Origin of the sequence: Halotalea alkalilenta DSM 17697, from assembly GCF_000621205.1 — a bacterium.
GTDB classification, from domain to species: domain Bacteria; phylum Pseudomonadota; class Gammaproteobacteria; order Pseudomonadales; family Halomonadaceae; genus Halotalea; species Halotalea alkalilenta.
Map to the genome: position 1 here is coordinate 148,742 of NZ_KK211233.1, position 25,019 is coordinate 173,760.

At 66.1% G+C, this 25,019-nt stretch carries 26 protein-coding genes and 1 tRNA gene; 19 read left to right on the top strand and 8 right to left on the bottom strand.

Annotated elements, in window-relative coordinates; genetic code table 11:
- Nucleotides 1-76 (top strand) — tRNA-Lys (locus Q376_RS0119255).
- A gap of 108 nt (nt 77-184) precedes the next feature.
- On the opposite strand, the gene Q376_RS0119260 is transcribed toward Q376_RS0119255, so the two are convergent.
- On the bottom strand, nt 185-1,081 hold the full coding sequence (locus Q376_RS0119260) for an AraC family transcriptional regulator (RefSeq protein WP_081803666.1): 897 nt from the start codon (nt 1,079-1,081) through the stop codon (nt 185-187).
- 96 nt (nt 1,082-1,177) lie between these two features.
- On the opposite strand from Q376_RS0119260, the gene Q376_RS0119265 reads away from it, so the two are divergent.
- The 3 genes from Q376_RS0119265 to Q376_RS0119275 all read left to right on the top strand — a co-directional run bounded on the left by Q376_RS0119265 (nt 1,178) and on the right by Q376_RS0119275 (nt 3,202).
- On the top strand, nt 1,178-1,912 hold the full coding sequence (locus Q376_RS0119265; RefSeq protein WP_027351677.1) for an SDR family oxidoreductase: 735 nt from the start codon (nt 1,178-1,180) through the stop codon (nt 1,910-1,912).
- Nucleotides 1,913-2,131: 219 nt separating this feature from the next.
- Nucleotides 2,132-2,743 carry a helix-turn-helix domain-containing protein gene (locus tag Q376_RS23605; RefSeq protein WP_052365548.1) on the top strand — a complete coding sequence of 204 codons (612 nt, stop codon included), beginning with the start codon at nt 2,132-2,134 and terminating at the stop codon, nt 2,741-2,743.
- Nucleotides 2,744-3,202, top strand: a complete 459-nt coding sequence (locus tag Q376_RS0119275; protein WP_027351678.1) for a GNAT family N-acetyltransferase — start codon at nt 2,744-2,746, stop codon at nt 3,200-3,202.
- Nucleotides 3,203-3,238: 36 nt separating this feature from the next.
- On the opposite strand, the gene Q376_RS0119280 is transcribed toward Q376_RS0119275, so the two are convergent.
- From Q376_RS0119280 to Q376_RS0119290, 3 genes are read right to left on the bottom strand one after another with little or no spacing between them, the layout of a single operon-like run.
- On the bottom strand, nt 3,239-3,766 hold the full coding sequence (locus Q376_RS0119280; protein ID WP_027351679.1) for a BUD32 family EKC/KEOPS complex subunit: 528 nt from the start codon (nt 3,764-3,766) through the stop codon (nt 3,239-3,241).
- A gap of 57 nt (nt 3,767-3,823) precedes the next feature.
- The gene (locus Q376_RS0119285; RefSeq protein WP_027351680.1) at nt 3,824-4,915 is read right to left on the bottom strand and encodes an oxidoreductase; all 1,092 of its coding nucleotides are present in this window, start codon (nt 4,913-4,915) and stop codon (nt 3,824-3,826) included.
- A 45-nt stretch (nt 4,916-4,960) separates the two neighbouring features.
- Nucleotides 4,961-6,547: a M48 family metalloprotease gene (locus tag Q376_RS0119290; RefSeq protein WP_081803660.1), complete on the bottom strand. Its 1,587-nt coding sequence runs from the start codon at nt 6,545-6,547 to the stop codon at nt 4,961-4,963.
- A gap of 129 nt (nt 6,548-6,676) precedes the next feature.
- Between Q376_RS0119290 and Q376_RS0119295 the strand changes: the two genes are divergently transcribed.
- Entirely contained in the window at nt 6,677-6,922 is a 246-nt protein-coding gene (locus Q376_RS0119295; protein ID WP_043448861.1) for a sulfurtransferase TusA family protein, read from the top strand.
- A 12-nt stretch (nt 6,923-6,934) separates the two neighbouring features.
- On the opposite strand, the gene Q376_RS0119300 is transcribed toward Q376_RS0119295, so the two are convergent.
- Entirely contained in the window at nt 6,935-7,417 is a 483-nt protein-coding gene (locus tag Q376_RS0119300; protein ID WP_027351683.1) for a peroxiredoxin, read from the bottom strand.
- 186 nt (nt 7,418-7,603) lie between these two features.
- Here Q376_RS0119300 and dapA point away from each other — a divergent pair, with 186 nt between their 5' ends.
- The 5 genes from dapA (at nt 7,604) to Q376_RS0119325 (ending at nt 11,743) form a co-directional block, all read left to right on the top strand.
- Nucleotides 7,604-8,482: a 4-hydroxy-tetrahydrodipicolinate synthase gene (gene dapA / locus Q376_RS0119305; RefSeq protein ID WP_027351684.1), complete on the top strand. Its 879-nt coding sequence runs from the start codon at nt 7,604-7,606 to the stop codon at nt 8,480-8,482.
- Entirely contained in the window at nt 8,482-9,417 is a 936-nt protein-coding gene (locus tag Q376_RS0119310; protein ID WP_043448866.1) for an outer membrane protein assembly factor BamC, read from the top strand. The genes dapA and Q376_RS0119310 overlap by 1 nt, the downstream gene beginning before the upstream one ends.
- Nucleotides 9,417-10,199, top strand: a complete 783-nt coding sequence (locus Q376_RS0119315; RefSeq protein WP_027351686.1) for an MBL fold metallo-hydrolase — start codon at nt 9,417-9,419, stop codon at nt 10,197-10,199. Before Q376_RS0119310 ends, Q376_RS0119315 begins: the two co-directional genes overlap by 1 nt.
- 39 nt (nt 10,200-10,238) lie before the next feature.
- Complete coding sequence (gene purC / locus Q376_RS0119320; protein WP_027351687.1) at nt 10,239-10,952, top strand: phosphoribosylaminoimidazolesuccinocarboxamide synthase; 714 nt, start codon at nt 10,239-10,241, stop codon at nt 10,950-10,952.
- Nucleotides 10,953-11,155: 203 nt separating this feature from the next.
- Nucleotides 11,156-11,743 (top strand): Yip1 family protein, encoded by a 588-nt coding sequence (locus Q376_RS0119325; protein WP_027351688.1) that lies wholly within the window; start codon nt 11,156-11,158, stop codon nt 11,741-11,743.
- Between the two features lie 17 nt (nt 11,744-11,760).
- Here the strand turns inward: Q376_RS0119325 and tsaA are convergent, their stop codons facing one another.
- On the bottom strand, nt 11,761-12,483 hold the full coding sequence (tsaA, locus tag Q376_RS0119330; RefSeq protein ID WP_027351689.1) for a tRNA (N6-threonylcarbamoyladenosine(37)-N6)-methyltransferase TrmO: 723 nt from the start codon (nt 12,481-12,483) through the stop codon (nt 11,761-11,763).
- Nucleotides 12,484-12,696: 213 nt separating this feature from the next.
- Here tsaA and Q376_RS23610 point away from each other — a divergent pair, with 213 nt between their 5' ends.
- The 3 genes from Q376_RS23610 (at nt 12,697) to Q376_RS24550 (ending at nt 14,089) form a co-directional block, all read left to right on the top strand.
- Complete coding sequence (locus tag Q376_RS23610) at nt 12,697-13,275, top strand: GNAT family N-acetyltransferase (protein ID WP_081803661.1); 579 nt, start codon at nt 12,697-12,699, stop codon at nt 13,273-13,275.
- 17 nt (nt 13,276-13,292) lie between these two features.
- Nucleotides 13,293-13,790 carry a hypothetical protein gene (locus Q376_RS0119340; RefSeq protein WP_027351690.1) on the top strand — a complete coding sequence of 166 codons (498 nt, stop codon included), beginning with the start codon at nt 13,293-13,295 and terminating at the stop codon, nt 13,788-13,790.
- A 77-nt stretch (nt 13,791-13,867) separates the two neighbouring features.
- Nucleotides 13,868-14,089 (top strand): cysteine hydrolase family protein, encoded by a 222-nt coding sequence (locus Q376_RS24550; RefSeq protein WP_081803662.1) that lies wholly within the window; start codon nt 13,868-13,870, stop codon nt 14,087-14,089.
- Here Q376_RS24550 and ddlA read toward each other — a convergent pair.
- Together ddlA and Q376_RS0119350 are read right to left on the bottom strand one after the other, a co-directional pair.
- On the bottom strand, nt 14,064-15,164 hold the full coding sequence (ddlA, locus tag Q376_RS0119345) for a D-alanine--D-alanine ligase (RefSeq protein WP_027351691.1): 1,101 nt from the start codon (nt 15,162-15,164) through the stop codon (nt 14,064-14,066). The two genes, Q376_RS24550 and ddlA, sit on opposite strands and share 26 nt — an antisense overlap.
- A gap of 92 nt (nt 15,165-15,256) precedes the next feature.
- Nucleotides 15,257-15,883, bottom strand: coding sequence for a glutathione S-transferase family protein (locus tag Q376_RS0119350; RefSeq protein ID WP_027351692.1), 627 nt, complete (start codon nt 15,881-15,883; stop codon nt 15,257-15,259).
- 430 nt (nt 15,884-16,313) lie between these two features.
- Between Q376_RS0119350 and ampD the strand changes: the two genes are divergently transcribed.
- From ampD to Q376_RS0119380, 6 genes are all read left to right on the top strand, one after another.
- Nucleotides 16,314-16,871 carry a 1,6-anhydro-N-acetylmuramyl-L-alanine amidase AmpD gene (gene ampD, locus Q376_RS23615; RefSeq protein WP_043448871.1) on the top strand — a complete coding sequence of 186 codons (558 nt, stop codon included), beginning with the start codon at nt 16,314-16,316 and terminating at the stop codon, nt 16,869-16,871.
- A 482-nt stretch (nt 16,872-17,353) separates the two neighbouring features.
- The gene (gene aceE / locus Q376_RS0119360; RefSeq protein WP_027351693.1) at nt 17,354-20,035 is read left to right on the top strand and encodes a pyruvate dehydrogenase (acetyl-transferring), homodimeric type; all 2,682 of its coding nucleotides are present in this window, start codon (nt 17,354-17,356) and stop codon (nt 20,033-20,035) included.
- Between the two features lie 77 nt (nt 20,036-20,112).
- On the top strand, nt 20,113-22,128 hold the full coding sequence (gene aceF / locus Q376_RS0119365) for a dihydrolipoyllysine-residue acetyltransferase (RefSeq protein ID WP_027351694.1): 2,016 nt from the start codon (nt 20,113-20,115) through the stop codon (nt 22,126-22,128).
- 254 nt (nt 22,129-22,382) lie between these two features.
- Nucleotides 22,383-23,039, top strand: coding sequence for an adenylate kinase (adk, locus tag Q376_RS0119370; protein ID WP_027351695.1), 657 nt, complete (start codon nt 22,383-22,385; stop codon nt 23,037-23,039).
- Nucleotides 23,040-23,047: 8 nt separating this feature from the next.
- The gene (gene tsaB, locus Q376_RS0119375) at nt 23,048-23,779 is read left to right on the top strand and encodes a tRNA (adenosine(37)-N6)-threonylcarbamoyltransferase complex dimerization subunit type 1 TsaB (protein ID WP_027351696.1); all 732 of its coding nucleotides are present in this window, start codon (nt 23,048-23,050) and stop codon (nt 23,777-23,779) included.
- A complete protein-coding gene (locus Q376_RS0119380; protein WP_155834414.1) occupies nt 23,776-24,531 on the top strand; it encodes a class I SAM-dependent methyltransferase in 756 nt (251 codons plus the stop codon). Before tsaB ends, Q376_RS0119380 begins: the two co-directional genes overlap by 4 nt.
- Nucleotides 24,532-25,019 lie beyond the last annotated feature (488 nt).

Sequence of the window (25,019 nt, forward strand, 5' to 3'; positions counted from 1 at the left end):
GGGTCGTTAGCTCAGTTGGTAGAGCAGTTGGCTTTTAACCAATTGGTCGTAGGTTCGAATCCTACACGACCCACCATCATTACCGGACCCGGCCGCTTGCGGCCGGGTCTTTGCGTATAGAGACGGTCTCGGCCTTGGGTGGATCTAGACAAGCGCCTTGCGAAATTGCCTCAGATTCCGTTGCTCATGATCGAGCGCCGGATTTCGGAGGATGCCCAAAGGCACGTCGAAAAGCGTGTCCAAACGCGCTTTGTGACGTATAGCCGACCTCGCTCGCTATGCGAGCGACGGTGGTATTACCCCGCATCAGTGCTGCACGAGCGACGGTAAGACGCCACGCTCGCAGGTAGGTGAGCGGTGGCTTTCCTGTCCGGCGGGTGAATTCGGCGGAAAAGGCAGCGCGGGACATACCGGCCACGCCAGCGAGCTGGGCCACGGTCCAGGGATGCGCGATATCTTCGTGGATTGCGTGAAGCGCTCGGCCAAGCCGCGCGTCCGAGAGCGCGCCGAGCCACCCCATTTCAGTCTGCCCGACGAGGCCGGCGTAAGCCCGGATCGCCTCCAGCAACAGCACGTCGGCGAGCCGGGCACTTACGATCTCGCCACCCATCCGATCCCGCTCGATCTCACTACCCATGAGTGCGAGGATCGTCGCGATCGTGCCGGATCCGGGCGAGGATCGCGGTACGATCATGAACTCTGGCAGCATGTCGAGCAGGAAGTCCGCGTTTGCGCCAGCGAAAGTGACCGTCCCGCCAATCCCAATCGTATCGTCCCCCCCGATGCGCGCCACGTCGCAGCCAGGGCTTGCGTAAAAAGCCAGTCCATCGATCGGCGTCACGTCCGGGTCGCTGGCCACCGTATATGCAGTATGTCCGATCAAACATACGTCCCCTTCGCTCAAGCGCTGAGGAGTGCGCTCCGGGAGCAGCATCCACTGGCTGCCGCGAAGTAGAGCGACGAACTTGAGCCGATCGACGGCAGGGAACGCGAGGGCCCATTGCCCTGCCGCTTCCATGCGGGTGCGCCTAGTCACTCTGGCACCGAGAACGTCAAAGATATCCGACAATGGGTCACGCATGGTTTTAGACGACTGCGACAATTATATGGGGTTTTGAGTGTAGGTAATCTCGAAGTGCTCGCCTATCTTCTTCATGTTCCTAAAAGGAGATTAGCCATGAGCATCGAAGGCAAAGTCGTCGCTATCACGGGGGCGAGCAGCGGGATCGGTCGGGCGACAGCCAAGCTGCTTGCGGCGCAGGGCGCGTTCGTTGCGCTGGGCGCTCGCAACGAGCAGGCGCTTCAGGCCGTAGTGGACGAGATCACCGCCACTGGCGGCAAAGCCGTGTTCAAAAGGACTGACGTTCGTCATCGAATCGATCTGGAAGAGCTCGTCGCCTTCGCAGTCGCGAGGGGCGGTCGGCTCGACGTTATCGTCAACAATGCAGGCGTCGGGCCAATTTCCCGGTTCGATGCGCTGCGGGTCGATGATTGGGATGCCATGATCGATGTGAATTTTCGCGGCACACTCTACGGCATAGCCGCTGCCCTCCCGGTATTCGGGCGCCAACAGAGCGGGCATGTGGTCAACGTCGTTTCGACGGCGGGTCTTCAGATACTTCCGACGATGGGTGTCTACGCCGCGACCAAGAACGCGGTGCGCACTGCAACCGAAGTGTTGAGACAGGAAGCGGGCCCCAGCCTGCGCGTGACCGAAGTGTCGCCAGGGATCATAGCCACCCACTTTGGCGACACGATCACCGACCCGCCAGCGAAGAAAATGATTGAAGAGCAGTTGGGGGGAATTGCGATTTCTCCAGACGCGATCGCACGGGGCATCCTTTATGCACTCGAGCAACCGCCCGAAGTGGATGTTGGCAGCGTCGTCATTCGTCCGACAGCCCAAGGCTGACACGTTCACCCCGTCGCGGGCGATGAGCTCGGAACAGACGGTGGCTATCGGGCCAGCCGGGTTCCTCGTGCCGGGTGCATCGAACAGCCTGAAGGCTGGTCGTCTATTCTCTTTTATGAGATAAATAGTCCTATATTGAGATTCGGCTTCGATCCCTTCCGCGAAAGATAAGAGCCTGCGCCAGAGATAAGAGCCTGCACCAAAGATAGGAGCCTGCGAATGGATTTGACCTCGGAAGAGGCCCGGCTCGAGCTTCGCCTCGCCGAGCGTTTGGCGATGCTGCGCCAGGCACGCGGCTGGTCGCTGGAGACGCTGGCCGAGCGCAGCGGCGTCAGTCGGGCGACGCTTTCGCGCTTCGAGCGCGCAGAGAGCAGTCCCAGCACGGTGCAGCTCAACCGGCTTTGTCGTGCGCTGGGGATGACTGCGTCCAGGCTGCTCGGCGAACTGGAGTCGGGCAATCATGCACTGGTGACCCGCGCCGAGCAGCCGCTGTGGGTCGACCAGCATTCGGGGCTGCGTCGGCGCAGCCTGTCGCCGCCAACGACTGGCTACGCCGTCGAGCTGATCGAGTGCGAGCTGCCGGCGGGCGCGGTCATCGCCTACGATGTCTCGCCGCTCGCCGGGCTCGAGCATCACCTCTGGCTGATCGAGGGCGCGCTCGAGCTCGAGATCGAAGGGCGGCGCCACCGCTTGGCGCCGGGTGACGTGCTGCGCTACCGGCTTTACGGCGAGGACCGGTTCGAGGCGCTCGAGGCCTCGCGCTATCTGCTGGCGATCCATGCGCCGCAGGCGGGTGCGATGACAATCGACAGGCGAGTGGGCGAGGCATAGATGCGGATAACGATAGACGATCTGAGCGGGCCGGAAGTGGCCGAGCTGCTCGATGACCATCTGCGCAGCATGGCGCTCTATTCACCGCCTGAAAGCATCCATGCGCTCGATCTCGATGCCCTCAAGCGGCCCGGGATCACCTTCTGGAGTGCGTGGGAGGGCGCGGAGCTGGTCGGCTGTGGCGCGCTCAAGACGCTCGATAGCGAGCATGCCGAGCTCAAGTCGATGAAGACCTCGCCGCGCCACTTGAGACGCGGCGTCGCTCGGCGCCTGCTCCAGCACCTGCTCGACCAGGCCCAGGCGCGCGGCTTTCGTCGGGTGAGCCTCGAGACCGGCTCGACTGCGGATTTCGAGCCGGCCCGGCGGCTCTACGAGCGCTTCGGCTTCGAGTACTGCGCGCCGTTCGCCGACTACGTCGAGGATCCTTTCAGCCTGTTCATGACCAAGTCGCTGCCATGACACCGCAGCACCCGTTTCTTCTTCCAGGTACGTCGCTCAGGGTGCGTCGGTCACGCCGAGTCGTTCCACGATCCGCTGGTAGAGGAAGGCTTCGGGGCCGCCGAGCGAGCGCTTGAGACAGGTGAGGAACTCACGTCCGCTGTAGTGGATGAGTCGCGGCGCCTTGTAGGCATCGAGGTCGATCGCCACCAGCTCGCCGTCCTTGACCAGGAAGTTCTTGGTGTGCAGCCCGCGGCAGTGGATGCGGTCGCGATAGAGCTTGGTGATCAGTTCGACGTAGCGCTCCTGCAGCGAGGCGTCGTCGAGGATCAGGCCGCGCAGCTCCGGCGCTTCGACATCGCGCATCTCGAGCCGGTAGCGCTCGAAGGCGAGCACCTCGGGCACGCGGATGCCGAGCGCCTTGAGCCGTTCGGCGACGATGACGAAGTTGCGCCCGGGATAGGGACGAATGCGCAGCGCGTAGCGCAGCCGGTCCGCCAGCTTGGGCTGGAAGGTCTTGATGAACACCTTCCGCGAGCGGTCGTAATGGACCTCTGAATACTTGCCGCTTTGGACGAATTCCATGGGGCTTGCATCTTCCTTCATCGCCGGCTGATCGCCGCCGGCTCTTCATTTCCGGGTTCACGCCCAGGCGGCGCGCTCTTCGTCACTCAGCTCGAGCGGCAAGCGGCGGCCTTGATCGGCGGCGCGAATGGCGGTCTCGAGCAGGGCCATCAGCACCACCGCCTGGCGCGGTGGAACGGGATTGTCGCCGCCCGCGGCGATCGCGTCACGCACCAGCTCGTAGTAGTGGCGCTGTCTGCCGGTCGGCGCAGGGCGCTCCTCGACCAGGCCGTCGGCGTCATAGCGCCTGAGCGGATCGGGATCGACGCCGAAGCTCGGCTCGAGCGGCGAGACGCCTCCGCGCAGCTGGTCTTCCTGGACGTCGGCGCCGCGCTTGATCAGGCCGCCCTCGAGGCCGTGGAGGACGAAGCGTGGGCTTTGCGCGGCGACCAGCATGCTGGCATGCAGCGTGACCTTGAGTGCGCCGCGCTCGGCCGTGGGGCCGTAGTGGAGGACCACCTGGGCCCAGTCGTCGGTCTTCGCCGCCGGGCGCAGGCTTGCGATCGAGGCCTCTACCTCATCGGGAATGCCGAACAGTTCGAGTGCCTGGTCGGCGAGATGCGGGCCGAGATCGAACCATAGTCCGGAGCCTGGCAGTGCCTGCTCCCTCCAGCGGTCGCGCACCTCGGGTCGGAACCGGTCGATGCGCGACTCGAGTTCGACCACTGCGCCGATCGTTCCCGCCTCGATCGCTTCGCGCACGGCGAGAAAGTCGCTGTCCCAGCGCCGGTTCTGGAACACCGACAGCACTTTGTTCCGCGTTCGCGCCAGCTCGGCCAGCTCCCGCGCCTGGGCGAGATCGAGGGTGAAGGGCTTGTCGACCACTACGTGCTTGCCGGCGTCCAGCGCCGCCTTGGCCAGCGAGTGGTGGGTGGCATTGGGCGAGGCGATCACCACCAGCTCGACCTCGGGATGGGCGGCGGCGGCCTGCGGATCGCTGACCACCTCGAGGCCGCGGGCCTGATCGCCAAGCGTTTGCTGGATGGTCTCGGCCTGGCTCGAGCAGATCACGCGCAGCTCGAGGCCTTCGGTGGCGAGCAGGTAGGGCGCGTGGAAGGTACGGCCGACGAAGCCGAAGCCGATCAGCGCGACGGGAATCGGGGTGGTCATGGGTATCTCCTCATTCGGGTGGCACGCCGCACCAGCGGGCGTGGCTCAGAACTGTTCGATGTCGCGACGGTACTGCGTGAGCGCATCGCGCCGCGCGCGCAGCCGGTCGAGCATCACATAGTCGCCGTTCTGCTCGGCGACGTGGGCGCCGATGTCGAGCTGGCGCAGGCCGGTACTGACCTGACCGGTCAGCTGCGCCTGCTCGGCCAGCGCGAGATGTCCCCATCCCTCGTATCCGGCGCGTCCGGCCGCTTCGGCGAGCAATCCCCATACCTGGGGATCCTCGGGGCGGCGTTCGGCGACGCGGCGCAGGGTATCGAAGGCCGATGAGGGGTCGCTCGAGAGCTCGGCGCGCGCTTCGAGCACCTGTGCAGGATAGTAGTCAGGAGCGATACGCAGCAGCTGGCGGGCGCGCGCAAGGGCCTCGTCGAATCGCCCAGCGTCGAGCGCTGCATCGGCGGCGCTGGCCGGAATCAACAGTAGGTCCGGCTGGCGTGCGGCGAGCGCATCGAAAGCGGCGAGCGCCTCCTCGGTACGGTGCTGGAGCGTCAGGGTCAGCGCCTGGAGGTAGGCCAGCGCGTCGGGGTCGGTGATGTCGCTGCGCAGCCGCTCGCGGGCCTGGCTCGGATCGTCCATGTACATCGCCAGAACCACCCGGGCCCTGATCATGTCGTACTCCGGTCCCGGTGGCTGGTAGGCGACGTGGAGCTGGTTGGCGCGGGCCTGGCTCGCACTGATCCGACCCTCGGTGAGCGGGTGGGTGAGCAGGAACTCCGGCGGTGAACTTCCCTGCAGGCTCGCGGTGCGCTGCAGCGCACGGAACATGCGAGGCATTGCCTGGGGGTCCATCCCCGCCCTGGCGAGGATGTCGAGCCCGGCGCGATCGGCCTCCTGCTCGTATTGGCGCGAGTAGGCCAGCTGGTTCTGCATCGCCGCCGCCTGGCTGCCGGCGATGGTGGCGATACCGACGTCGCCCGCGCCGCTGGCGGCGATCACCATCCCGGCGAGCATCGCCGCGAGCGTTGGCATCTGCGAGCGGCTGGCCTGCTGCACGTTGCGGGCGAAGTGGCGCTGGGAGAGGTGACCGAGCTCGTGGGCGATCACCGAGGCGAAGGCGTCGCGGTCCGGCGCGGAGAGGAACAGCCCGGTGTTGACGCCGATCACCCCGCCCGGCACGGCGAAGGCATTGAGCTGGCGGCTCGAGAGCAGCAGCACCGCAGGGTCTATCGGCCCCACGCCGCTGAACGGCAAGAGCCTCTGCACTACGGACTCGAGATACTGCTGGGTGATCGGGTCGTCCCAGGGGCTCACCTGGGCGAGGAACTGGCGCATCCAGGCGCGGCCGAGGCGGGTTTCGTCCATCCCATTGAGGCTGATGCTCTGGGCGCCGAGGGAGGGCAGCCGGTACTCGCCCTGGCCGCCCGCGCCCGCCGGCCTGCTGGTCGGCGGCGGGGTGAAGACCGGCGTACCGAGGTCGAACCGTCCCCCCATCGGGCCGAGCAGTGCTTCGTCGACCGCGCGATCGCTGCCGGACACCTGGGCGAGCGCTGGCTGCGCTGCGCAGGTGAGGCTCAATGTCCCGATCAGGAGGAGCACCAGCGAGCGGTGTCGCGGGAAACGGCGCAGCTGCATGTGGGTGAGGCTCCTTGGCGGCGAAGGGGCATACTGGTATCGACAGCGTCGGTCTGGCAAGGTGCCTGCGATGCGCGGCGAAGACAAGACTGGCGTTTTCGGACCGCCCCAACTTCATGCGAGATGCGGATGAACGATAGCCAACGGCCCACTGCCGATCTTTTCATCGATGCCCGCGGGCTCGGATGTCCACTGCCGCTGCTCAAGGCCAAGCAGGGGCTCGTTGGACTCGAGGCCGGCCAGCGGCTGGAACTGCTGGCCAGCGACCCCGGCGCCTGGGAGGACATCGCCAGCTTCGTCGCCTTGAGCCGTCATCGCCTCGAGCTGCGTGAGCCGGCCGGTGAGGATTTCCGCTTCGTGCTGGTCAAGGGGTGAAATAGCCGCGGATCAGGGCGCCTCGCCCCTGGCCAGCGCCTCGGCGGCGGCGAGCACCTCGTCCGCATGCCCCTTCACCGAGACCTTGCGCCACTCCTTGGCCAGCCGGCCCTCGGCGTCGATCAGGAAGGTGCTGCGCTCGATGCCTTCGTACTCCTTGCCGTAGAGTTTCTTCGGCTTGATCACATCGAAGGCGCGGCAGAGGGTTTCATCGGGATCGCTGACCAGATCGAAGGCGAAGCACTGCTTGGCCTTGAAGTTCTCATGGCGCTTGAGGCTGTCGCGGGAGACGCCGAACACCAGCGTGTTGGCGGCGGCGAAGCGCTCCGCGCGGGCGCTGAAGTCGAGTCCCTCGGTGGTGCAGCCCGGAGTGGCATCCTTGGGATAGAAGTAGAGCACCAGCTGGCGCCCGGCGAGCTCAGAGAGTCGCAGGGTGCCGCCGCCGGTGGTGGGGGCGCTGAAGTCCTCGAGCCGCTGGTTGAGGGTCAGGCTCATCGTATCGCTCCTTGGGGTTGGTTCTGGGCCCGCCATGGCGGCGGACAAACGTCGCTGTACACTACTTCCGGGCGACAGTAACATTTAGCCCCGTCCATCGGCACCGCATACAGCGCGGCGCAAGCCCCGCGCAGCCAGCGTTCGGCAGACGACATTCAGCTAAGACGATACGGAGAGGTTCGCGAGATGATCACAGGCAGCATCGTCGCCCTGGCGACGCCGATGAAGGTGAGCGGCGAAATCGATTGGGACGCGCTGCGCCGTCTGGTCGGCTTCCATCTCGAGCACGGCACCGACGGGATCGTCGCCGCCGGCACCACCGGCGAGCCGACCACGATGACCGTCGAGGAGCACTTCGATGTCATCCGCACCATCGTCGACGAGGTCAAGGGTCGCATCCCGGTGATCGCGGGTACCGGTGCCAATGCCACCTGGGAGGCGGTCAACCTGGCTCGCTACGCCAAGGACGCAGGCGCCGACTACTGCCTCTCGGTGACGCCCTACTACAACCGGCCGACCCAGGAAGGGCTCTACCAGCACTTCAAGGCGGTGGCCGAGGCCGGCCTGCCGGTGATCCTCTACAACGTGCCGAAGCGCACCGGGGTCGATCTCTACAACGAGACCGTGTTCCGCCTCGCCGAGCTCGACGGCATCATCGGGCTCAAGGAAGCGACCGGTGATCTCGAGCGCGCCGAGGAGCTGATCGAGCACTTCCAGGGCAGCGAGTTCGCCCTCTACTCCGGTGATGACCCGACCGCTTGCGAATTCGTCCTCGCCGGCGGCCAGGGCGTGATCTCGGTCTCCGCCAACGTGGTGCCGAAAGCGATGCACGATCTCTGCGCCGCGGCGATGGAGGGCGATGCCGAGCGTGCCCACCAGATCAACACCCGGCTGATGCCCTTGCACTCGGTGCTCGGCATTGAGGCCAATCCGATCCCGGTCAAGTGGGCGCTCAATCAGATGGGCCTGGCGGAGGCCGGTATCCGGCTGCCGCTGACCTGGCTTTCGGACAAGTACCATGCCACCGTCGGTGAGACCCTCCAGCTCGCTGGGGTGGTCAAGTGATGATCAGACAGCGGACCCTCTTCGTCGCTTTGCCTCTCACCTTGTTGCTCGGCGGCTGTGGCGGTGGTTACTTCCACGACCGCAACTATGAATACATCGATGCCGAGATGGCGCCGCCGCTCGAGCTGCCGGCGACCCGCGATGCGAACGCCTTCCAGGACGCGATGCCGGTGCCCGACGCATCCAGCGGCTTCGTTCGTCCGAGCAACAAGTTCCAGGTACCGCGGCCCGAGCCGATGGGCACCGCCAGCCGCGGCGCACCGGTCGAAGTGCGCGAGGCCAATGGTCAGCGCTGGCTGGTGGTGCAGGGCACGCCCTCGAGCGTCTGGCCGCGGCTGACCGAGTTCGCCTCGAGCCAAGGCCTTGAAGTGCAGAGCCTCGAGCCCGCCCAGGGCCGGATCGTCACCAGCGACGTCACCCTGGCGCTGCGCCAGGGGCTGCGAGCGAATACCACCGAGGTCTACTGCCTCGCCGGCAACGCCACCGACGATGCCTGCGTCACCGCGCTCGAGCGCCATCTCGCCACCGGCGCGTCGTCGGTGAACTCGATGGCGGGGCAGGGGCTGAGCCAGGGCGACCGCGTGCGCCTCGATGCCTTCGAGAACAACTGGCGGCTGCTCATCGCGCTCGACTACCCGCGCGCCTGGTCGGAGCTCGCCTATCAGCTGGGCGAATCGTTCGACAGCGACGACCGTCGTCTGCTCGACCATGACCAGCAAAGCGGCGAGATGCGGATTCGTTTCCATGCCCGCGCGGCGCAGAGCAGCGGCTGGTTCTCCTGGTTCTCGAGAGGCGCCACCGCCGACTATCGGCTGCACGTCGTCAGTCTCGACTCTCAGCGGGTCGGGGTCACGGTCAGCGACGATCAGGGCAATCCGGTGCCCGAGGCGGTCAGCCGCGAGATTCTCGAGGCGGTGGCTGGCACCCTGCGCTGATGCGCTTCGCCTCGCTGGGCAGCGGCAGCAAGGGCAACGCTACGCTGATCGAGAGCGACGAGGCGCTGGTGCTGGTCGACTGCGGATTCGGCCTGCGCGACGCGCTCGCGCGGATGGCGCTGCTCGGCATCGATCCGACCAGGATCGATGCGCTGCTGGTCACCCACGAGCACGGCGACCATCTGCGCGGTGTACGCTCGCTGGCCAAACGCTTGAAGCTGCCGGTCTACCTTACCGCCGGCACTTGGCTCGCCGGCAGGCTGGAGGGGCTCGAGCGGGTCCACTTGATCAATCCGGAGCAGCGCTTCGCGATCAAGGACTTGGAGATCGATCCCGTGACCGTTCCCCACGATGCGCGCGAGCCCGTGCAGTATTTGTTCGAGGCCGCCGGCCGCCGGCTCGGCGTACTCACCGATCTTGGCCATGTCACCGACCATGTGCGCCGGCGCTTTCGCGACTGCGACGGATTGCTGCTCGAGTGCAACCACGATCTCAGGATGCTGGCCGAAGGCCCCTATCCGCCGAGCCTCAAAAGACGGGTCGGCGGGCATTGGGGGCACCTGGCCAATGCCCAGGCCGTGGCGCTGCTGCGCCACTGGGGCACCGACCGGTTGCAGCGCGTCATCGCTTCACACCTGTCGGACAAGAACAACCGGCCCGAGCTGGCCTTCGAGGCCCTCGAACCCCTGCTCGACAATGATGCCTCGCGGCTGATGATCGCGGCCCAGGACCGTGGCATCGGCTGGCAGCGGCTCGACCGCACGGTCGAGCGCGTGCTCTGATCAACGCATAGCCCAACGCCTCCCTCGGAGATTTCCGCCATGGAAAAACGCAACGAACTCTATGCCGGCAAGGCGAAGTCGATCTTCGCCACCGACGATCCTGACCTGCTGATCATGCATTTTCGCGATGACACCAGCGCCTTCGACGGCCAACGGGTCGAACAGCTGGCCCGCAAGGGGATGGTCAACAACAAGTTCAACGCCTTCATCATGGGCAAGCTGCGCGAAGCCGGCGTGCCGGTGCACTTCGAGCGTCTGCTCTCGGACGATGAGAGCCTGGTCAAGCGCCTGGAGATGATTCCGGTCGAGTGCGTGGTGCGCAACGTCGCCGCTGGCGGTCTGTGCCGCCGGCTCGGTATCGAAGAGGGGCGCGATCTTAACCCATCGACCTTCGAGCTGTTCCTCAAGAACGACGCCCTCCACGATCCGATGATCAACGAGTCGCTGGCCGAGTCGCTCGGCTATGCCACCGTCGAGCAGCTCGCCACCGCCAAACGCCTGACCTTCCAGGTCAACGACGTGCTGCGCCAGCTGTTCCTCGATGCCGGCATCCTGCTGGTCGACTACAAGCTCGAGTTCGGCCTCCACAAGGGCGAACTGCTGCTCGGCGACGAGTTCTCTCCGGACGGCTGCCGCCTGTGGGATGCGAAGACCCGCGAGAAGCTCGACAAGGATCGCTTCCGCCAAGGGCTCGGCGGCGTGATCGAGGCCTATGAAGAGGTCGGGCGCCGGATCGGTGTCGACTTCGGCTGAACCGCCTGCTTGCCACCCTGGCCCGAGACATCGGCCCCGGCGCTCGCCGGGGCCGATGTCGTTCTGGCAGACCCAAGACCAAGGTCGCACATCGTGATCGCGCTGAGCGACTAGAGTGAAAGTCTAGGGCCGCCGCGCCGCACGGGCGCGCTCCTTCGCACCAGCCTGCCGGCTGCGGCCCGCGGCGGGTGAGGAGTCATCGCATGGTCAACCACGTATGGGGCCTGCTGGCCCACCCGCACCGCGAATGGCGCCAGATCCGTGGTGAACACGAAAGCGTCTCTCACCACTACCTGCATCACGTACTGCTGCTGGCCGCCATCCCGGTGGTCTGCTCGATCATCGGCACCACCCAGGTCGGGTGGCAGATCGGTGGCACGAGCATGCGGATCGATACCGGCACCGCAGTGGTGCTTGGGCTTGTGTTCTACCTCCTGATGCTGGCCGCGGTCTATGCGATGGGGTCGGTGATCCACTGGCTCGCCAGGCGCTACCCCGATCGGCCGAGCCATCGGCGCTGCGTGGTGTTCGCCGGCTACATCGCTACACCGCTGTTTCTGAGCGGGCTGGTCGCGCTCTATCCCGCACCGTTGCTCTGGGCGGTGGTGGGGCTGGTGGCGCTTTGCTATACCGGCTACCTGCTCCAGGCGGGGATCCCCGACTTTCTCGATATCGATCGCCGGGAGGGGATGGTGGTTTCAGGTTCCGCCTTCGCGATCGGGGTGCTGGTGCTCGAGGCGCTGCTCGCCGCGGGCGTGCTGCTGTGGGGCTACGGCATCCACATGTTCTAGCCCAAAGCGCTGCACGGTCAGGCTTGCTTCCAGGCCCGCAGGTCGATCACTTCGACCTGCGGGCCGTTTTCCGTCGCACAGAGGCGAAAGCCGACATCGAGGTCGGCGAGCCGCACGCCGTAGCGTCGCGCTGGGTCGATGGGGTGATAGGCGGGGCGAGGATCCTGGGCGAGTACGTCTTCGATCAGCACGCGCAGCGACGCGCCATCGGCGCGACTGGCGAGCTGGGCTTCCACCTCGGTGCAAAAGCGTACCGGCAGGAGCTCCGGCGGGGCGGGAGCGAAGCCGGCGCGAGCGTGTTCGGCACCGTCGGCCCAGGGCAGATAGGGCTTGATGTCGACTACTGGGGTGCCATCGACGAGGTCATGACCTCGCAGCACCAGACAGACGCCATCATCGAGCTCGACGCTCAGCAGTTCGACCAGCGAGAGGCCGAGCCGGTTGGGTCGGTGCGTGGCGCGCGAGGCGAATACGCCGATCTTGCGGTTGCCGCCGAGCCGCGGTGGCCGCACCAGCGGCGTCCAGCGTGGTGGACTGAGGTGGAAGACGAAGGTCAGCCATAGGTGGCTGAACGTATCGATGCCGCGCACCGCGTCCGGCTGGGCGAACTCGCCGAGCAGGCGCAGGCGCGCGGTCGCGGCGCGGGCGAGCCCGGGCTGGCGGGGGACACCGAACTTGTCTGGGTAGCAGCCTTCGATCAGGCCGATCGGCGCGAGGGCGTAGTGAGAGGCGCAGGGCATGGGCCGGGGTCCGAGAATACGTCGAGGGGGATCGCCGCGCAGTCTAGCAAGCGGCAGCGGCGCTCGGCGAGATCGGCGTTGTGGCGTCGGCACGACGAGTTGGGTAGGCTCTCTGTGCTTCCACGCATGCCGGGCGAACCCGTCGCGGCTTTCGTGGTCCATTGCTTATGCCAGCGCCGGCTGGCGCCCACGTCCTTTCGACCGGAACGACCGATGATCGAACCTCAACGCCATCGTCCCTCCGATGCGCTGCTCGAGCGTGTCCGCCTGCGTCTGGCCCGGGACCAGGATGCGGTGGATCAGGCCGAGGTCTTTCACCACGCGATCATGCGTGGGGCCGCGGGCCATTATGATCTCGACCAGCGTGAAGCCTGGGCCTGCGCGCTGCCGCGCGACCCCGGCGCCTGGGTGATGCGCCAACTGCGCTATCGCACCTTGGTCGCCGACCTCGACCGCCGCTGCGTCGGCTTCTGTGAGCTCGACCTGCCGCATGGCCGCATCAGCATGCTCTATGTCTGGCCTTCGCTGCAGGGTCGCGGGATCGGCGCCTGCCTGCTCGCCGCGGCGCTCGACCAGGCGCGCGCCGAGAAGCTCGCCCATCTCGATATCGATGCCAGCCTGGTGCTCGCGCCCAGGCTCGAGCGCCTCGGCTGGCGCAGGCTTTCCAGCGAGCGGGTCGAGCGCGGTGGCGTGGTGCTTGAGCGCCTGCGCTATCGCTATACCCTCGGCCACGCCGGCTTCGACCAAACGCCAAGCACCGACCGTTCCCACCGGATGGTCGCCAGCAGATGACCAGGAGTGATCAGAACGTGACTTCCCTTGGGCAGCCCGCCTCGGCGGGCGACGAGTTCTTCAGCGAGCCCCGACGCAACCTGGTGATCCTGGGTATCGGCTTGAGCGTACTGCTCGCCGGCGCGGTGACGATCCTGGTCGTTTCCACCCGCGAGCAGCGCCTGCTCGAGGCGCTGCCTCTGGTGCTGGTGATGGCAGCCTGGGCTGCGCTGCTGGCCCATCATCTTCATCGGCGCAAGCGCTGTACCCCGGCGCTGCGCCTTGAGCGCGAGCGGCTGCGCTACATGGGTGGGTCGCTGTTCTCACCGCGCATGATCAGCCTGCGCTTCGACGAGATCGAATGCCTCGAACGCGGTGGCCATGTCGCCAACGTCCGGCTGCGGCTCAACCACGGCAAGCGCAGGTCGAGGGTCGTGCCGATCGGTATGCTGGCGCGCGCCGACCGTCGCCGCTTCGTCGAAGTGCTGAAGACCCGGGTGCCCACCTGTCCACCGCACGCGCGCCGCAAAGCATGACCGGATAAGTCCGCTCGCGGTGACGCAGCGCCCTGAGCGGGAAGGCCGCGGGAGATTAAGCTCAAGCCTTTGCGCCACTGCTCGAGTTCACCGACCGTGCAGCGGCCACCTTCACCAAACGGGTTCACAACGCCTTCACCGACACCGGACCCGAGGCCTGGCTGCGCGAGCATGGCATCCGGCGAGTGGTGATCTACGGCATTCGTACCGAGCAGTGTTGCGAGGCCACCGCGCGGGTGGGGCCGCGCCCTGGCGGGCGCGACTCAGGTCCGTTCAGTGCTCGCTGCGGGAGCTCTTGAGCGCGAGGTCCTGGGTGTGGCGCTCGCGGGCGAGTTCGATCAGCGTGGTCAGAAGATCGCTGTAGGAGAGCCCGCTCGCTTCCCAGAGTTTCGGATACATGCTGATCCGGGTGAAGCCGGGGAGGGTGTTGACCTCGTTGACCACCACTCGGTCGTCCTCGGTGAGGAAGACATCGACCCGCGCCATGCCCTGGCATTCGAGCAGGGCGAAGGTCTCGAGCGCTACGGCCTGGATCGCTTCGGATTGGGCGTCGGTAAGTTCGGCCGGAATCGAAAGCCGCGCGCCGCTCTCGCTGATGTACTTGGTGTCGTAGGAGTAGAACTCATCGCTGAGCAGGATCTCGCCGCACAGGCTCGCCCGGGGGGCGTCGTTGCCGAGCACCGCGCATTCGATCTCACGGCCTTCGATCGCCTGCTCGATCAATACCTTGTGATCGAATGAGAACGCCTCGTCCAGGGCGCGTTCGAATCCTGACCGGTCGACCACCTTGCTGACCCCCACCGAGGAGCCCTGGCTCGCTGGCTTGACGAACAGCGGCAGGCCGAGCTGGTCGACCACCGCATCGAAATCGAGGCTGGCGCGGCGGGTGCGGGTGACGCTGACGAAAGGGGCAACCTGCAGCCCTGCGTCGCGCAGCAGTCGCTTGGCTACATCCTTGTCCATGCAGATCGCCGAGCCGAGCACCCCGGAGCCGACCTGGGGCAAATCGAGGATGCGCAGCAGCCCTTGCAGCGAGCCATCCTCGCCGAGGGTGCCGTGGACGATCGGGAAGACCACATCGAGCTGGGCTAGCGCGCCTTGGCCCGCTTCGAGCCACTGGTCGTGGCTGCGGCCGGGCATCACCGCCAGGTCGCGATTAGACTCGCGCAGCGCGATTCGCGAGGGGTCGTCGGCATCGAGCAGGAAATTGGAGGCATCGTTGAGATGCCACTGTCCCTGCTTGTCGATACCGATCATCGTGACCTCGAAACGGGTCTTGTCGAGGGCGTCGACGATGTTCTTCGCCGACTGTAGGGAGACTTCGTGTTCGGCGGATTTTCCGCCGAAGATCAGGCCGATGCGTGTCTTGGTCATGGCGTCGCTTGGCTGCTGGTGGGGCTTGGCCCGAGTCTAACATGGCGCCGGGCGGTTGCCGCCCCGTCCCCGGGGCGGGCCTGCGCTCTGACTCAGCTCAGCGGTATGGCGACCCAGTGGAGAAACGCCGGGCGTTCGGCGAGACGGCGCTGCCAGTCCTCGAGCGCGGGCAGCGAGGGACGCTCGAGACCGGAAAGCGCATACCAGCTGTAGACCAGTACCCCGAGCGGGATGTCGCCGATGCCGAAACTCTCACCGCTGAACCAGGCGGACTGCGCAAGCTCGGCATCGGCGATCCGCATCGACGCCTCGAAGCTCGCCGCCGCCGGGATGACCGCCTGGTCATCCCGCTGCTCCGGGGGGCTTCGCACCAGATGCTTGACCAGCACCGCGAATGGCGCGGACAGGGAGAAGCTGCACCAATCCATCCACCGCTCGGCACTGGCGCGCCCCTCGAGGGTCGCCGGCAGCAGCGTCGAGTCGTCGCCGTGGCGGGCAAGCAGATAGCGGATGATCGCGTTGGATTCCCACAGCACGAAGCCATCGTCCTCGATGCAGGGCACCAGGCCGTTGGGATTCATCTTCCTGAACGCTTCGCCGTCGACCACGCCGAAAGCGCCGCCGGCATCGATGCGCTCGAAGCGCAGGCCCAGCTCCTCGGCGCACCACAGTACCTTCTTGACGTTGCTCGAGTTGGCCCGTCCCCAGATCCTCAGCATGCTCGACTCCTTTGCGTACAAGACGAAATGAAAACGGACGGGCGATGGCGCACCGATACGCCCTGGACCCGTTGGTCGATCATACGCGACTCGCCGCCGTTCGGTCAGGAGGTGAAATCGACCGCTGCTCGTTACCCTCCAGCGCCGCTTCGGAGGTTGTCGAACCCCGCCCGGGCGGGGGCGTGCGTCCGCCAGGCGGGGGGCGAGCGCCGGCGCGAGGATTGTCCACCGGCACGATTGGCGTAGAGTGGTGTCCTCATCGTGCGAGATGGGCTGGACGCTGGATGCTGGTCGCAGCGCTTCTCTCTACGCACGTCCCCTAAGCTCTGCAACTGGATCACCCCGTGTCGACACAGCTTCTCTTCGCCTTCGCTGCCGCTTGCCCGCCCAGCGGTCCGAGTCCTGCCGAGCCGTACGTGGGAGGCCGGCGGTGATCGGGCCGGTCGAGGAGCACTGGCTGCGCGGGGCGCGGCGCTGTCGCTCGCCGAACCAGGACCAGCGGCCCGAGGGCGAGATATCGGCGCTGGTGCTGCACTCGATCTCACTGCCTCCGGGGGTGTTCGGCGGCGACGAGATCGAGCGGCTGTTCACCAATACCCTCGACCACGCCGCCCATCCCTACTTCGCTGGGATCGAGGGACTCAAGGTCTCGGCCCACCTGCTGATTCGTCGCGACGGCGAGTGCGTGCAGTTCGTTGCCTTCGATCGCCGCGCTTGGCACGCCGGTCGGTCGCAGTGGGAGGGGCGTTCGCGGTTCAACGACTTTTCGATCGGCATCGAGCTCGAGGGTGACGAGCGCCCGTTCACGCTGGCGCAGTACCGTGCGCTCTCGAGCGTGTTCGCCGCGCTGTCTGGCGCCTATCCGGGGCTCGATGAGCGGCGAGTCTTCAGCCATCAGCAGATTGCGCCTAGACGAAAGTATGATCCCGGGCCGAGCTTCGATTGGGCGCTGTTTCGCCGGATGATTGGAAGTGGTTTCCATAGTTGAGATCGATACGGGTGAGTGTAGGACGCTGGGTCGGTTCGGGTCATCGCGCCGGGATCGAGTGGCTCGGCCGGCGCTGCCCGTTCTGCGGGTAAGCGCCATTTCGACCCGGATCGGGCGCATCTCGCCTTTTCGTCGAGGATTGCCGAATCCGCCGCATATCTTCACCTCGATAGCCAGGCTTTTTTTCCAACCAGGCCGGCGTCACCGTATCGTCCACTGCGGAATGCATATCCATTATCCGGCCCGGTGAAACCGCCGGTTTGGTCGCAAATGGCCGAATTGGCAGCCCTTTTGGATTGCGGTATCTTTCCGAACGTTTCGTTACCGTGGCGCTTTATCTCTGATACGCGGCCTGCCGGCCACGCTGGTTCCCGCCCATCCGCCCGGTGACCCTGTCGCTCGCTCCCGTACGACGTGCCAAGGCGCGCCGCCCGCTCGAAGCTCCGCGGTGACAGACCCTCATTTCCCATTCGGAGACGTCCATGAATCTCGAGGCAAGAGAAGATATCGATCCGATCGAAACCCAGGAGTGGTTGGATTCCCTGGTATCGGTCATGGATCGTGAAGGCGACGAGCGCGCCCGGTACCTGCTGAGCCGACTGGCGGACCGTATGCGTCGCGACGGCATGCAGCCGGCCTTCTCGGTCAACACGCCTCATCGCAACACCATCCCGGTGCATCGCGAGGCGAAGATGCCCGGCGATATGTTCATCGAGCGGCGGATCCGTTCGGCGGTGCGCTGGAACAGCGTCGCCCAGGTCATCCGCAGCAACAAGAAGCACAAGGGCCTCGGCGGCCACCTGGCCAGCTACATGTCCAGCTGCACGCTCTATGAGGTCGGTTTCAACCACTTCTTCCGCGGTGGCAACGGCGAGACCAAGGGCGACCTGATCTATTTCCAGGGCCACATCGCTCCCGGCATCTATGCGCGGTCCTTCCTCGAAGGCCGGCTCACCGAGGAGCAGCTCGACAATTTCCGCCAGGAAGTCGACGGCAAGGGTATCTCTTCCTACCCGCACCCCTACTTGATGCCGGACTACTGGCAGTTCCCGACCGTGTCGATGGGGCTCGGTCCGTTGATGGCGATCTACCAGGCGCGGATGATGAAGTACCTCGACGCGCGCGGGCTCGAGCCGATGGGCGATCGCAAGGTATGGGCCTTCCTCGGCGACGGGGAGTGCGATGAGGTCGAAACCCTCGGTGCCATCCACGTCGCGCGCCGCGAGAAGCTCGACAACCTGATCTTCGTGATCAACTGCAACCTCCAGCGCCTCGACGGACCGGTGCGTGGCAACGGCCGGATCATCGACGAGCTCGAGGGCATGTTCCGCGGCGCCGACTGGAACGTGATCAAGGTGGTCTGGGGCGGTCTCTGGGATCGGCTGTTCGCCATGGACAAGCAGGGCTACCTGCAGAAGGTCATGGACGAGACCGTCGATGGCGAGTACCAGAGCTACAAGGCCCAGGGCGGTAAGTACACCCGCGACAATTTCTTCGGCAAGTACGAGCAGACGCTGAAGATGGTCGAGTCGATGTCCGACGAGGACGTCTACCAGCTCAACCGCGGCGGCCACGATCCGCAGAAGGTCTATGCGGCCTACCATGAGGCGTTCCACAACGCCGACGGTCGTCCGACCGTGATTCTCGCCCACACCGTCAAGGGCTACGGCATGGGCGGTGGCCATGGCGAGGCGGACATGGAGGCGCACCAGATCAAGTCGATGGACGCAGACGCCCTCAAGGTGTTCCGCGATCGCTTCGACATTCCGGTCAGCGACGAAGAGCTCGAGCAGGGCATGCCGTACTATCGTCCTGAGGAAGATACCCCGGAGATGCGCTATCTCCACGAGCGCCGGGCCAAGCTCAACGGCTATTTGCCCGCGCGCAACGGCGATTTCCAGGCGCTCGAGATCCCTTCCCTCGATGACAAGATCTTCTCCAGCCAGACCAAGGGAACCGGCGAACGCGAAGTGTCCACTACCATGTCCTTCGTGCGGATCCTCAACGGTCTGCTCAAGGACAAGGCGCTGGGCCCGCGGGTAGTGCCGATCATTCCCGATGAGGCGCGCACCTTCGGGATGGAGGGGCTGTTCCGCCAGGTCGGGATCTACGCTAACGAAGGGCAGAAGTACGAGCCCAGCGACGCCGGCCAGATCATGTACTACCGCGAGGACCGCAAGGGCCAGATCCTGCAGGAAGGGATCAACGAGGCCGGTGCGATGTCCTCGTGGATCGCCGCGGCCACCTCCTATGCCAACTACGACCTGCCGCTGCTGCCGTTCTACATCTACTACTCGATGTTCGGCTTCCAGCGCATCGGCGACCTGGCCTGGGCAGCCGGTGACATGCAGGCCCGGGGCTTCCTGCTCGGCGGTACCGCGGGGCGCACCACGCTCAACGGCGAGGGACTGCAGCACCAGGACGGCCACAGCCACGTGATCGCCTCGACCATCCCCAACTGCCGGACCTACGATCCGACCTACGCCCATGAGGTGGCGGTGATCGTACGCGAGGGCCTGAAGCGGATGTACCAGGACAAGGAAAGCTGCTTCTATTACCTCACCCTGATGAACGAGAACTACGTTCATCCGGAAATGCCGGAAGGCTGCGAGGAAGGCATCGTGCGCGGCATGTATCGGCTGTCCGAGGTCAAGGGCGCCAAGCCGGCGGCACGGGTCCAACTGCTCGGTTCGGGCACCATCCTGCGCGAAGTAGAAGCGGCCGCGGAGCTGTTGCGCGATGACTTCAACGTCGCCTCCGACGTCTGGAGCGTGCCGAGCTTCAACGAGCTGCGCCGCGAGGCGCTGGAGATCGACCGCCAGGCATTCCTCGATGTCGACGCCGAGCCGGCCAAACCCTGGATCACCCAGTGTCTGGAAGGACGCGAAGGGCCGGTGATCGCCAGCACCGACTACATCAAGCTCTACGCCGACCAGGTGCGTGCTTGGGTCCCGGGTGATTACCACGTGCTCGGCACCGATGGCTTCGGCCGTTCCGACACCCGTGAGAAGCTGCGCCACTTCTTCGAAGTCGATCGCTACTTCGTCACCATCGTTGCGCTCAAGGCGCTGGCCGATCAGGGCAAGGTCGAGCGCAAAGTGGTCAAGCAGGCGATGGAGAAGTACGGCATCGACGCCGATAAGGCCAATCCGCTGACCGTCTGAGTCGCGACCGAACAGACCCCGGCGCGGTGCGTCCGCGCGGGGTTTCCAGATACTGGCGTGGTGAGAGGAGCGCGAACTTGAGTAGCGAAATCATCAAGCTCCCCGACATCGGGGACAGCGAGGGCGTCGAGATCATCGAGATCTCCGTCAAGGAAGGCGACCAGATCGCTGCCGAAGACACTCTGATCGTGCTGGAGTCCGACAAGGCCTCCATGGACATCCCGTCGCCCAAGGCAGGCAAGGTCAAGCGCGTGCTGGTCAAAGAGGGCGACAAGGTCTCCGCCGGTGACGAAATCGTCGAACTCGAGCTCGAGGGCGGCGACGAGAGCGAGGCGCCCGCGAAGGCCGAAGCCGCCGCCGAGCCGAAGGCCGAGGAGCCGGCGCGCGAGCAGCCGACCGCCTCCGCCCCCCAGGGGGGCGGTTCGCGTGAGGTCGAGACTCGTGAAGTTGAGATCAAAGTGCCCGACATCGGTGAGAGCGCAGTCGAAATCATCGAAGTGGCGGTGAAGACCGGTGACCAGGTCGAAGCGGAGGATGCGCTGATCACCCTCGAGTCCGACAAGGCCTCGATGGATGTGCCGAGCCCGCACAAGGGCAAGATCATCGAGCTCAGCGTGAAGGAAGGCGACAGTGTCTCCACCGGCGATGTGATCGGACGGATGGAGGTCGCAGGCGAAGGCGCCGCCGAGCCCGCCGATGAGGCGCCCGCCAAGGCGCAGGCCTCGAGCGAAAGCGTCGAGACCGAAGCAGAGCCCGAACCGGCCGCGGCGGCCAGCGGTGAGCCGGAGCGCAAGGAGCTGCGGGTGCCCGACATCGGCAGCGACGACGCAGTGCCGGTGATCGAGGTGGCGATCAAGGTCGGTGACGAGATCGAGGCCGAGGGCACGCTGCTGACGCTCGAGTCGGACAAGGCCTCGATGGACGTGCCGAGTCCGTTCAAGGGCAAGGTCGTCGAGGTCGCGGTCAAGGAAGGGGATGCGCTCAAGCAGGGCGACCTGATCGGCTACATCGAGGTGGCCGGCGCGGCCAAGCCGGCGCCCAAGGCGCAGCCCAGCAAGGCAGAGCCGGGCAAGCCCGCACAGCCCGCCGCCGCCCAGCCTGGAGCCGCGCCGGCCGTGGCCCGCGAGCCGAGCACCGAGTCGCTCAGCGCCGAGCAGCGTGAAGCAAGGCCGGTCGTTCATGCGGGGCCTGCGGTTCGGCTGCTCGCCCGTGAGCTCGGCGTGGCGCTCGAGCAGGTCAAGGGCACGGGGCCTCGTGAGCGAATCCTCAAGGAGGACGTCCACGCCTACGTCAAGCAGCTGATGAGCCAGGCGGGCGCCGCCAAACCGGCTGCCGCCGCCGTACCCGCCGCGGGCGCTGGCATTCCGCCGATCCCGGCGGTCGACTTCAGCCAGTTCGGTGAGGTCGAAGAGAAGCCGATGGGCCGTCTGCTCAAGGCGGGTGCGACCAATCTGCATCGCAGCTGGCTGAACGTGCCCCACGTGACCCAGTTCGACGAGGCCGATATCACCGAGCTCGAGGCGTTCCGCAAGAGCATGAAGGAGGAGGCGGCGAAGCAGGGAGCCAAGCTGACCCCGCTGCCGTTCATGATCAAGGCCAGTGCCTATGCGTTGAAACGCTTCCCACAGTTCAACGTCTCGCTGCATCCCGACGGCGACAAGCTGGTATGGAAGAAGTACGTCCATATCGGTGTCGCGGTCGACACGCCCGACGGCCTGATGGTGCCGGTACTGCGCGATGCGGACAAGAAGAGCGTGCTCGAGATAGCGGTGGAGTTCGCCGATCTGGCCAAGCGGACCCTGGACAAGAAGCTCAAGCGCGAGGAGATGACCGGCGGCTGCTTCACCATCTCGAGCCTCGGCTCGATCGGGGGTACCGCCTTCACGCCGATCGTCAATGCGCCTGAAGTCGCGATCCTTGGGGTGTCGAAGGCGCAGATGAAACCCGTATGGGACGGCAAGGCCTTCCAGCCCAGGCTGATGATGCCGCTGTGCCTCTCCTACGACCATCGGGCGCTCAACGGTGCTGACGCTGCGCGTTTCACCGCGTTCCTTGCGGAGCTGCTCTCAGACATTCGTCGACTGGTGCTCTGAAGTCGAGCGTAGATGCGGCATTCTGGCACTCGGCCGGGGTCGCGTCGAATCGAGGCAAGCGGTATAGTCGGGGCAGTGCAGCACCGACAACCTAGCGAAAAGCGGCCCTCGTGGGCCGCTTTTCGTTGCGCGTGGCGCCGCTTTGAGCCCGAGCCATCGACCGCCACTGGGCATCGGGGAGAGCACTGAAGGCTTCTCCCCCTGGTCGGGAGCGGGCGCTGATACCAAGTAGAGCAACGAAGGAGCGCAGGCTAATGCGTTTGATACTGTTGGGCGCCCCGGGCGCCGGCAAGGGTACCCAGGCGAAGTTCATCTGCGAGCGCTTCTCGATTCCGCAGATATCCACAGGCGACATGCTGCGTGCTGCGATCAAACAGGGCAGCGAGCTGGGCCGCCAGGTCGAGCAGGTGATGAAGGAAGGCAAGCTGGTCTCCGACGATCTGATCGTCGCCCTGGTGGAAGAGCGCATTCGCCAGCCCGACTGTGCCAACGGCTTCCTGCTCGACGGCTTCCCCCGCACTATCGCGCAGGCCGATGCGCTCAAGGCGGCCGCCGTACCCATCGACCATGTGGTCGAGATCGCGGTGCCCGATGAAGAGATCGTCAGCCGCCTTTCCGGCCGGCGCGTGCATCCCGATTCCGGGCGCATCTATCACCTCGAGCACAATCCGCCCAAGGTCGAGGGCAAGGACGATGTCACCGGCGACGCGCTGATCCAGCGCGATGATGATAAGCCGGAAACCGTGCGCCATCGCCTCGATACCTATCACCAGCAGACCGAGCCGCTGGTCGGCTACTACCGCGACTGGGCGGCCAGCGAGCCGGACCGTGCGCCGAAGTGCCATCGCGTCGAAGGCGTCGGCGATCTGGAGCAGATCCGCGCTCGGCTGCTCGCCGTGCTCGAAGGCTGAGGCAGGCGATGACCGAGCACCTGCTGCTGGCGCTGGATGCCTCCTCCAGCGCCTGTTCGGTGGCGCTGTGGCGGGGCGATGCCAGCGGCAGGGGCGAGCTGTTCCACCGCTACGAGATCGCCCCGCGCCAGCACACCCAGAAGCTGTTGCCGATGGTGGATGCGGTGCTGGATGAGGCGGGAGTGGCGCTCTCGAGCATCGATGCTTTCGCCTACGGCCATGGCCCCGGTTCGTTCACCGGCATCCGCATTGCCGCGGGCGTGGCCCAGGGCCTGGCCTTCGGCGCCGGGCGAGCGCTGCTCGGGGTCTCGACGCTCGAAGCGCTGGCGCTCGATGCATACCTGCGCCACGGCGCCGAACTGGTGCTGGCGGCGTTGGACGCGCGAATGGGCGAACTCTACGCCGGGGCTTTTCGCATCGAGCGTGAAGCCGGCTGGACCCGGGCGGTAGGCCTCGATGATCAGCAGGTCATCGCACCCTGCGCGCTGCGACTGCCCGCGGCCGTGCCCGGCGACTTCTTCGGCGCCGGCGCGGGATTCGACCACCTAGAGTCATTCGACGCCGGGGTACGCGCCCGCATCACCCGGTCCGAGGCCGCCGTCGAGCCCGACGCCCGCGCGATCGCGCTGATCGCCGCGCGCGGCTACTTCCTGGGGCTGGCGCGCCCGCCTGCCGAGGTCCAGCCAGTCTATCTGCGCAACGAAGTCGCCACTCGCTCCCAGCGCGGTCCGCTCGATTGAATCTGGTTGCGCTGCAAGGTGACCCGGCGAGGATCGAGGCATTGGCGGCGCGCTACGGGCTGGCGTGCGGAGGAGATGCCCGATTCACGCTTCGTCTCACGTCGAACGGCCTCGAGCTTGCCGGCGGCGAGGCCGAATACGGCGCCCCGGTGCGGGTCGATTTCGTCGCCGGGCGCGCCGACCATCGCCGTCGCTTCGGCGGCGGCCGGGGGCAGCTGGTCGCTCGCGCCTGCGGCTTCAAGCCCGGTGTCGTCCCCTCGATCATCGATGCCACCGCCGGCCTCGGTCGCGACGCCTTCGTGCTCGCGAGCCTCGGCGCGCAGGTGCTGATGATCGAACGGGTCGGCGCGATCGCAGCGCTGCTCGAGGATGGCTTGAATCGCGCCGCGCTATCCGCCGAAGTAGCCCCGATCGCCGCGCGGATGCGGCTAAGCCATGGCGATGCCGCCCAACGACTTGCCGAACTGGTCGCAGCGAGCGACGTGGTTCCCCAGGTAGTGCACCTTGACCCGATGTTCCCGCATCGCGACAAGCGCGCGCTGGTGAAAAAGGAGATGCGGCTCTTTCGCGAACTCGCCGGTGCCGACGACGACGCGCCGAGACTGCTCGAGGCCGCGCTCGACGTCGCCACTCACCGGGTGGTGGTCAAGCGCCCAAAAGGCGCTCCCTCGCTTGCAGGCCCCGCTCCCCAGCATGTAGTTGAAGAGAAGAACAGCCGCTACGACCTCTACGTCCATCGCGCGCTGCGCTGAACAACGTCTCCACCCGATCAGCGGTTGAACAGCCAGAGCAGCGCCGAGAGCGCGAGGCTTACCAGGATCTCACCGCCGCCGCTGGATCCCTCGACTGACGCCCTCCAGTGTCGAGCGATCGATCGACCTTAGTGTGTAAGGGCGCCGCTCGGGACGAACGGGCTTATTGGCCCCGTTCGTGGTGAGCCGGGCCTTCGTCGACTTGGGCAATCTTGCGAGACACCATGGAGGCCCGAGTCGAACCACGGCCTTACCGCCGCCGCACGATCCCTCGACTGGCGCCCCCATTGCCGAGCCAGTACTCGATCTTGGCGCGTATGGCGCCGCTCGGGACGAACGGGTGGGGGGTGGCGCGAAGGACCAGCATACCGGCCGTTCGTGGTGAGCCGGGCCTCCGTCGACTTGGGCAATCTTGCGAGACACCATGGAGGCCCGAGTCGAACCACGGCCTTACCGCCGCCGCCCGATCCCTCGAATGGTGCCCTCCA

What these genes read in the sequence shown, in the direction of transcription:
- Q376_RS0119260 (WP_081803666.1), bottom strand. Translation starts at nt 1,081, where the DNA reads ATGCGTGACCCATTGTCGGATATCTTTGACGTTCTCGGTGCCAGAGTG.
- Q376_RS0119265 (WP_027351677.1), top strand. Translation starts at nt 1,178, where the DNA reads ATGAGCATCGAAGGCAAAGTCGTCGCTATCACGGGGGCGAGCAGCGGG.
- Q376_RS23605 (WP_052365548.1), top strand. Translation starts at nt 2,132, where the DNA reads ATGGATTTGACCTCGGAAGAGGCCCGGCTCGAGCTTCGCCTCGCCGAG.
- Q376_RS0119275 (WP_027351678.1), top strand. Translation starts at nt 2,744, where the DNA reads ATGCGGATAACGATAGACGATCTGAGCGGGCCGGAAGTGGCCGAGCTG.
- Q376_RS0119280 (WP_027351679.1), bottom strand. Translation starts at nt 3,766, where the DNA reads ATGGAATTCGTCCAAAGCGGCAAGTATTCAGAGGTCCATTACGACCGC.
- Q376_RS0119285 (WP_027351680.1), bottom strand. Translation starts at nt 4,915, where the DNA reads ATGACCACCCCGATTCCCGTCGCGCTGATCGGCTTCGGCTTCGTCGGC.
- Q376_RS0119290 (WP_081803660.1), bottom strand. Translation starts at nt 6,547, where the DNA reads ATGCAGCTGCGCCGTTTCCCGCGACACCGCTCGCTGGTGCTCCTCCTG.
- Q376_RS0119295 (WP_043448861.1), top strand. Translation starts at nt 6,677, where the DNA reads ATGAACGATAGCCAACGGCCCACTGCCGATCTTTTCATCGATGCCCGC.
- Q376_RS0119300 (WP_027351683.1), bottom strand. Translation starts at nt 7,417, where the DNA reads ATGAGCCTGACCCTCAACCAGCGGCTCGAGGACTTCAGCGCCCCCACC.
- dapA (WP_027351684.1), top strand. Translation starts at nt 7,604, where the DNA reads ATGATCACAGGCAGCATCGTCGCCCTGGCGACGCCGATGAAGGTGAGC.
- Q376_RS0119310 (WP_043448866.1), top strand. Translation starts at nt 8,482, where the DNA reads ATGATCAGACAGCGGACCCTCTTCGTCGCTTTGCCTCTCACCTTGTTG.
- Q376_RS0119315 (WP_027351686.1), top strand. Translation starts at nt 9,417, where the DNA reads ATGCGCTTCGCCTCGCTGGGCAGCGGCAGCAAGGGCAACGCTACGCTG.
- purC (WP_027351687.1), top strand. Translation starts at nt 10,239, where the DNA reads ATGGAAAAACGCAACGAACTCTATGCCGGCAAGGCGAAGTCGATCTTC.
- Q376_RS0119325 (WP_027351688.1), top strand. Translation starts at nt 11,156, where the DNA reads ATGGTCAACCACGTATGGGGCCTGCTGGCCCACCCGCACCGCGAATGG.
- tsaA (WP_027351689.1), bottom strand. Translation starts at nt 12,483, where the DNA reads ATGCCCTGCGCCTCTCACTACGCCCTCGCGCCGATCGGCCTGATCGAA.
- Q376_RS23610 (WP_081803661.1), top strand. Translation starts at nt 12,697, where the DNA reads ATGATCGAACCTCAACGCCATCGTCCCTCCGATGCGCTGCTCGAGCGT.
- ddlA (WP_027351691.1), bottom strand. Translation starts at nt 15,164, where the DNA reads ATGACCAAGACACGCATCGGCCTGATCTTCGGCGGAAAATCCGCCGAA.
- Q376_RS0119350 (WP_027351692.1), bottom strand. Translation starts at nt 15,883, where the DNA reads ATGCTGAGGATCTGGGGACGGGCCAACTCGAGCAACGTCAAGAAGGTA.
- aceE (WP_027351693.1), top strand. Translation starts at nt 17,354, where the DNA reads ATGAATCTCGAGGCAAGAGAAGATATCGATCCGATCGAAACCCAGGAG.
- adk (WP_027351695.1), top strand. Translation starts at nt 22,383, where the DNA reads ATGCGTTTGATACTGTTGGGCGCCCCGGGCGCCGGCAAGGGTACCCAG.
- tsaB (WP_027351696.1), top strand. Translation starts at nt 23,048, where the DNA reads ATGACCGAGCACCTGCTGCTGGCGCTGGATGCCTCCTCCAGCGCCTGT.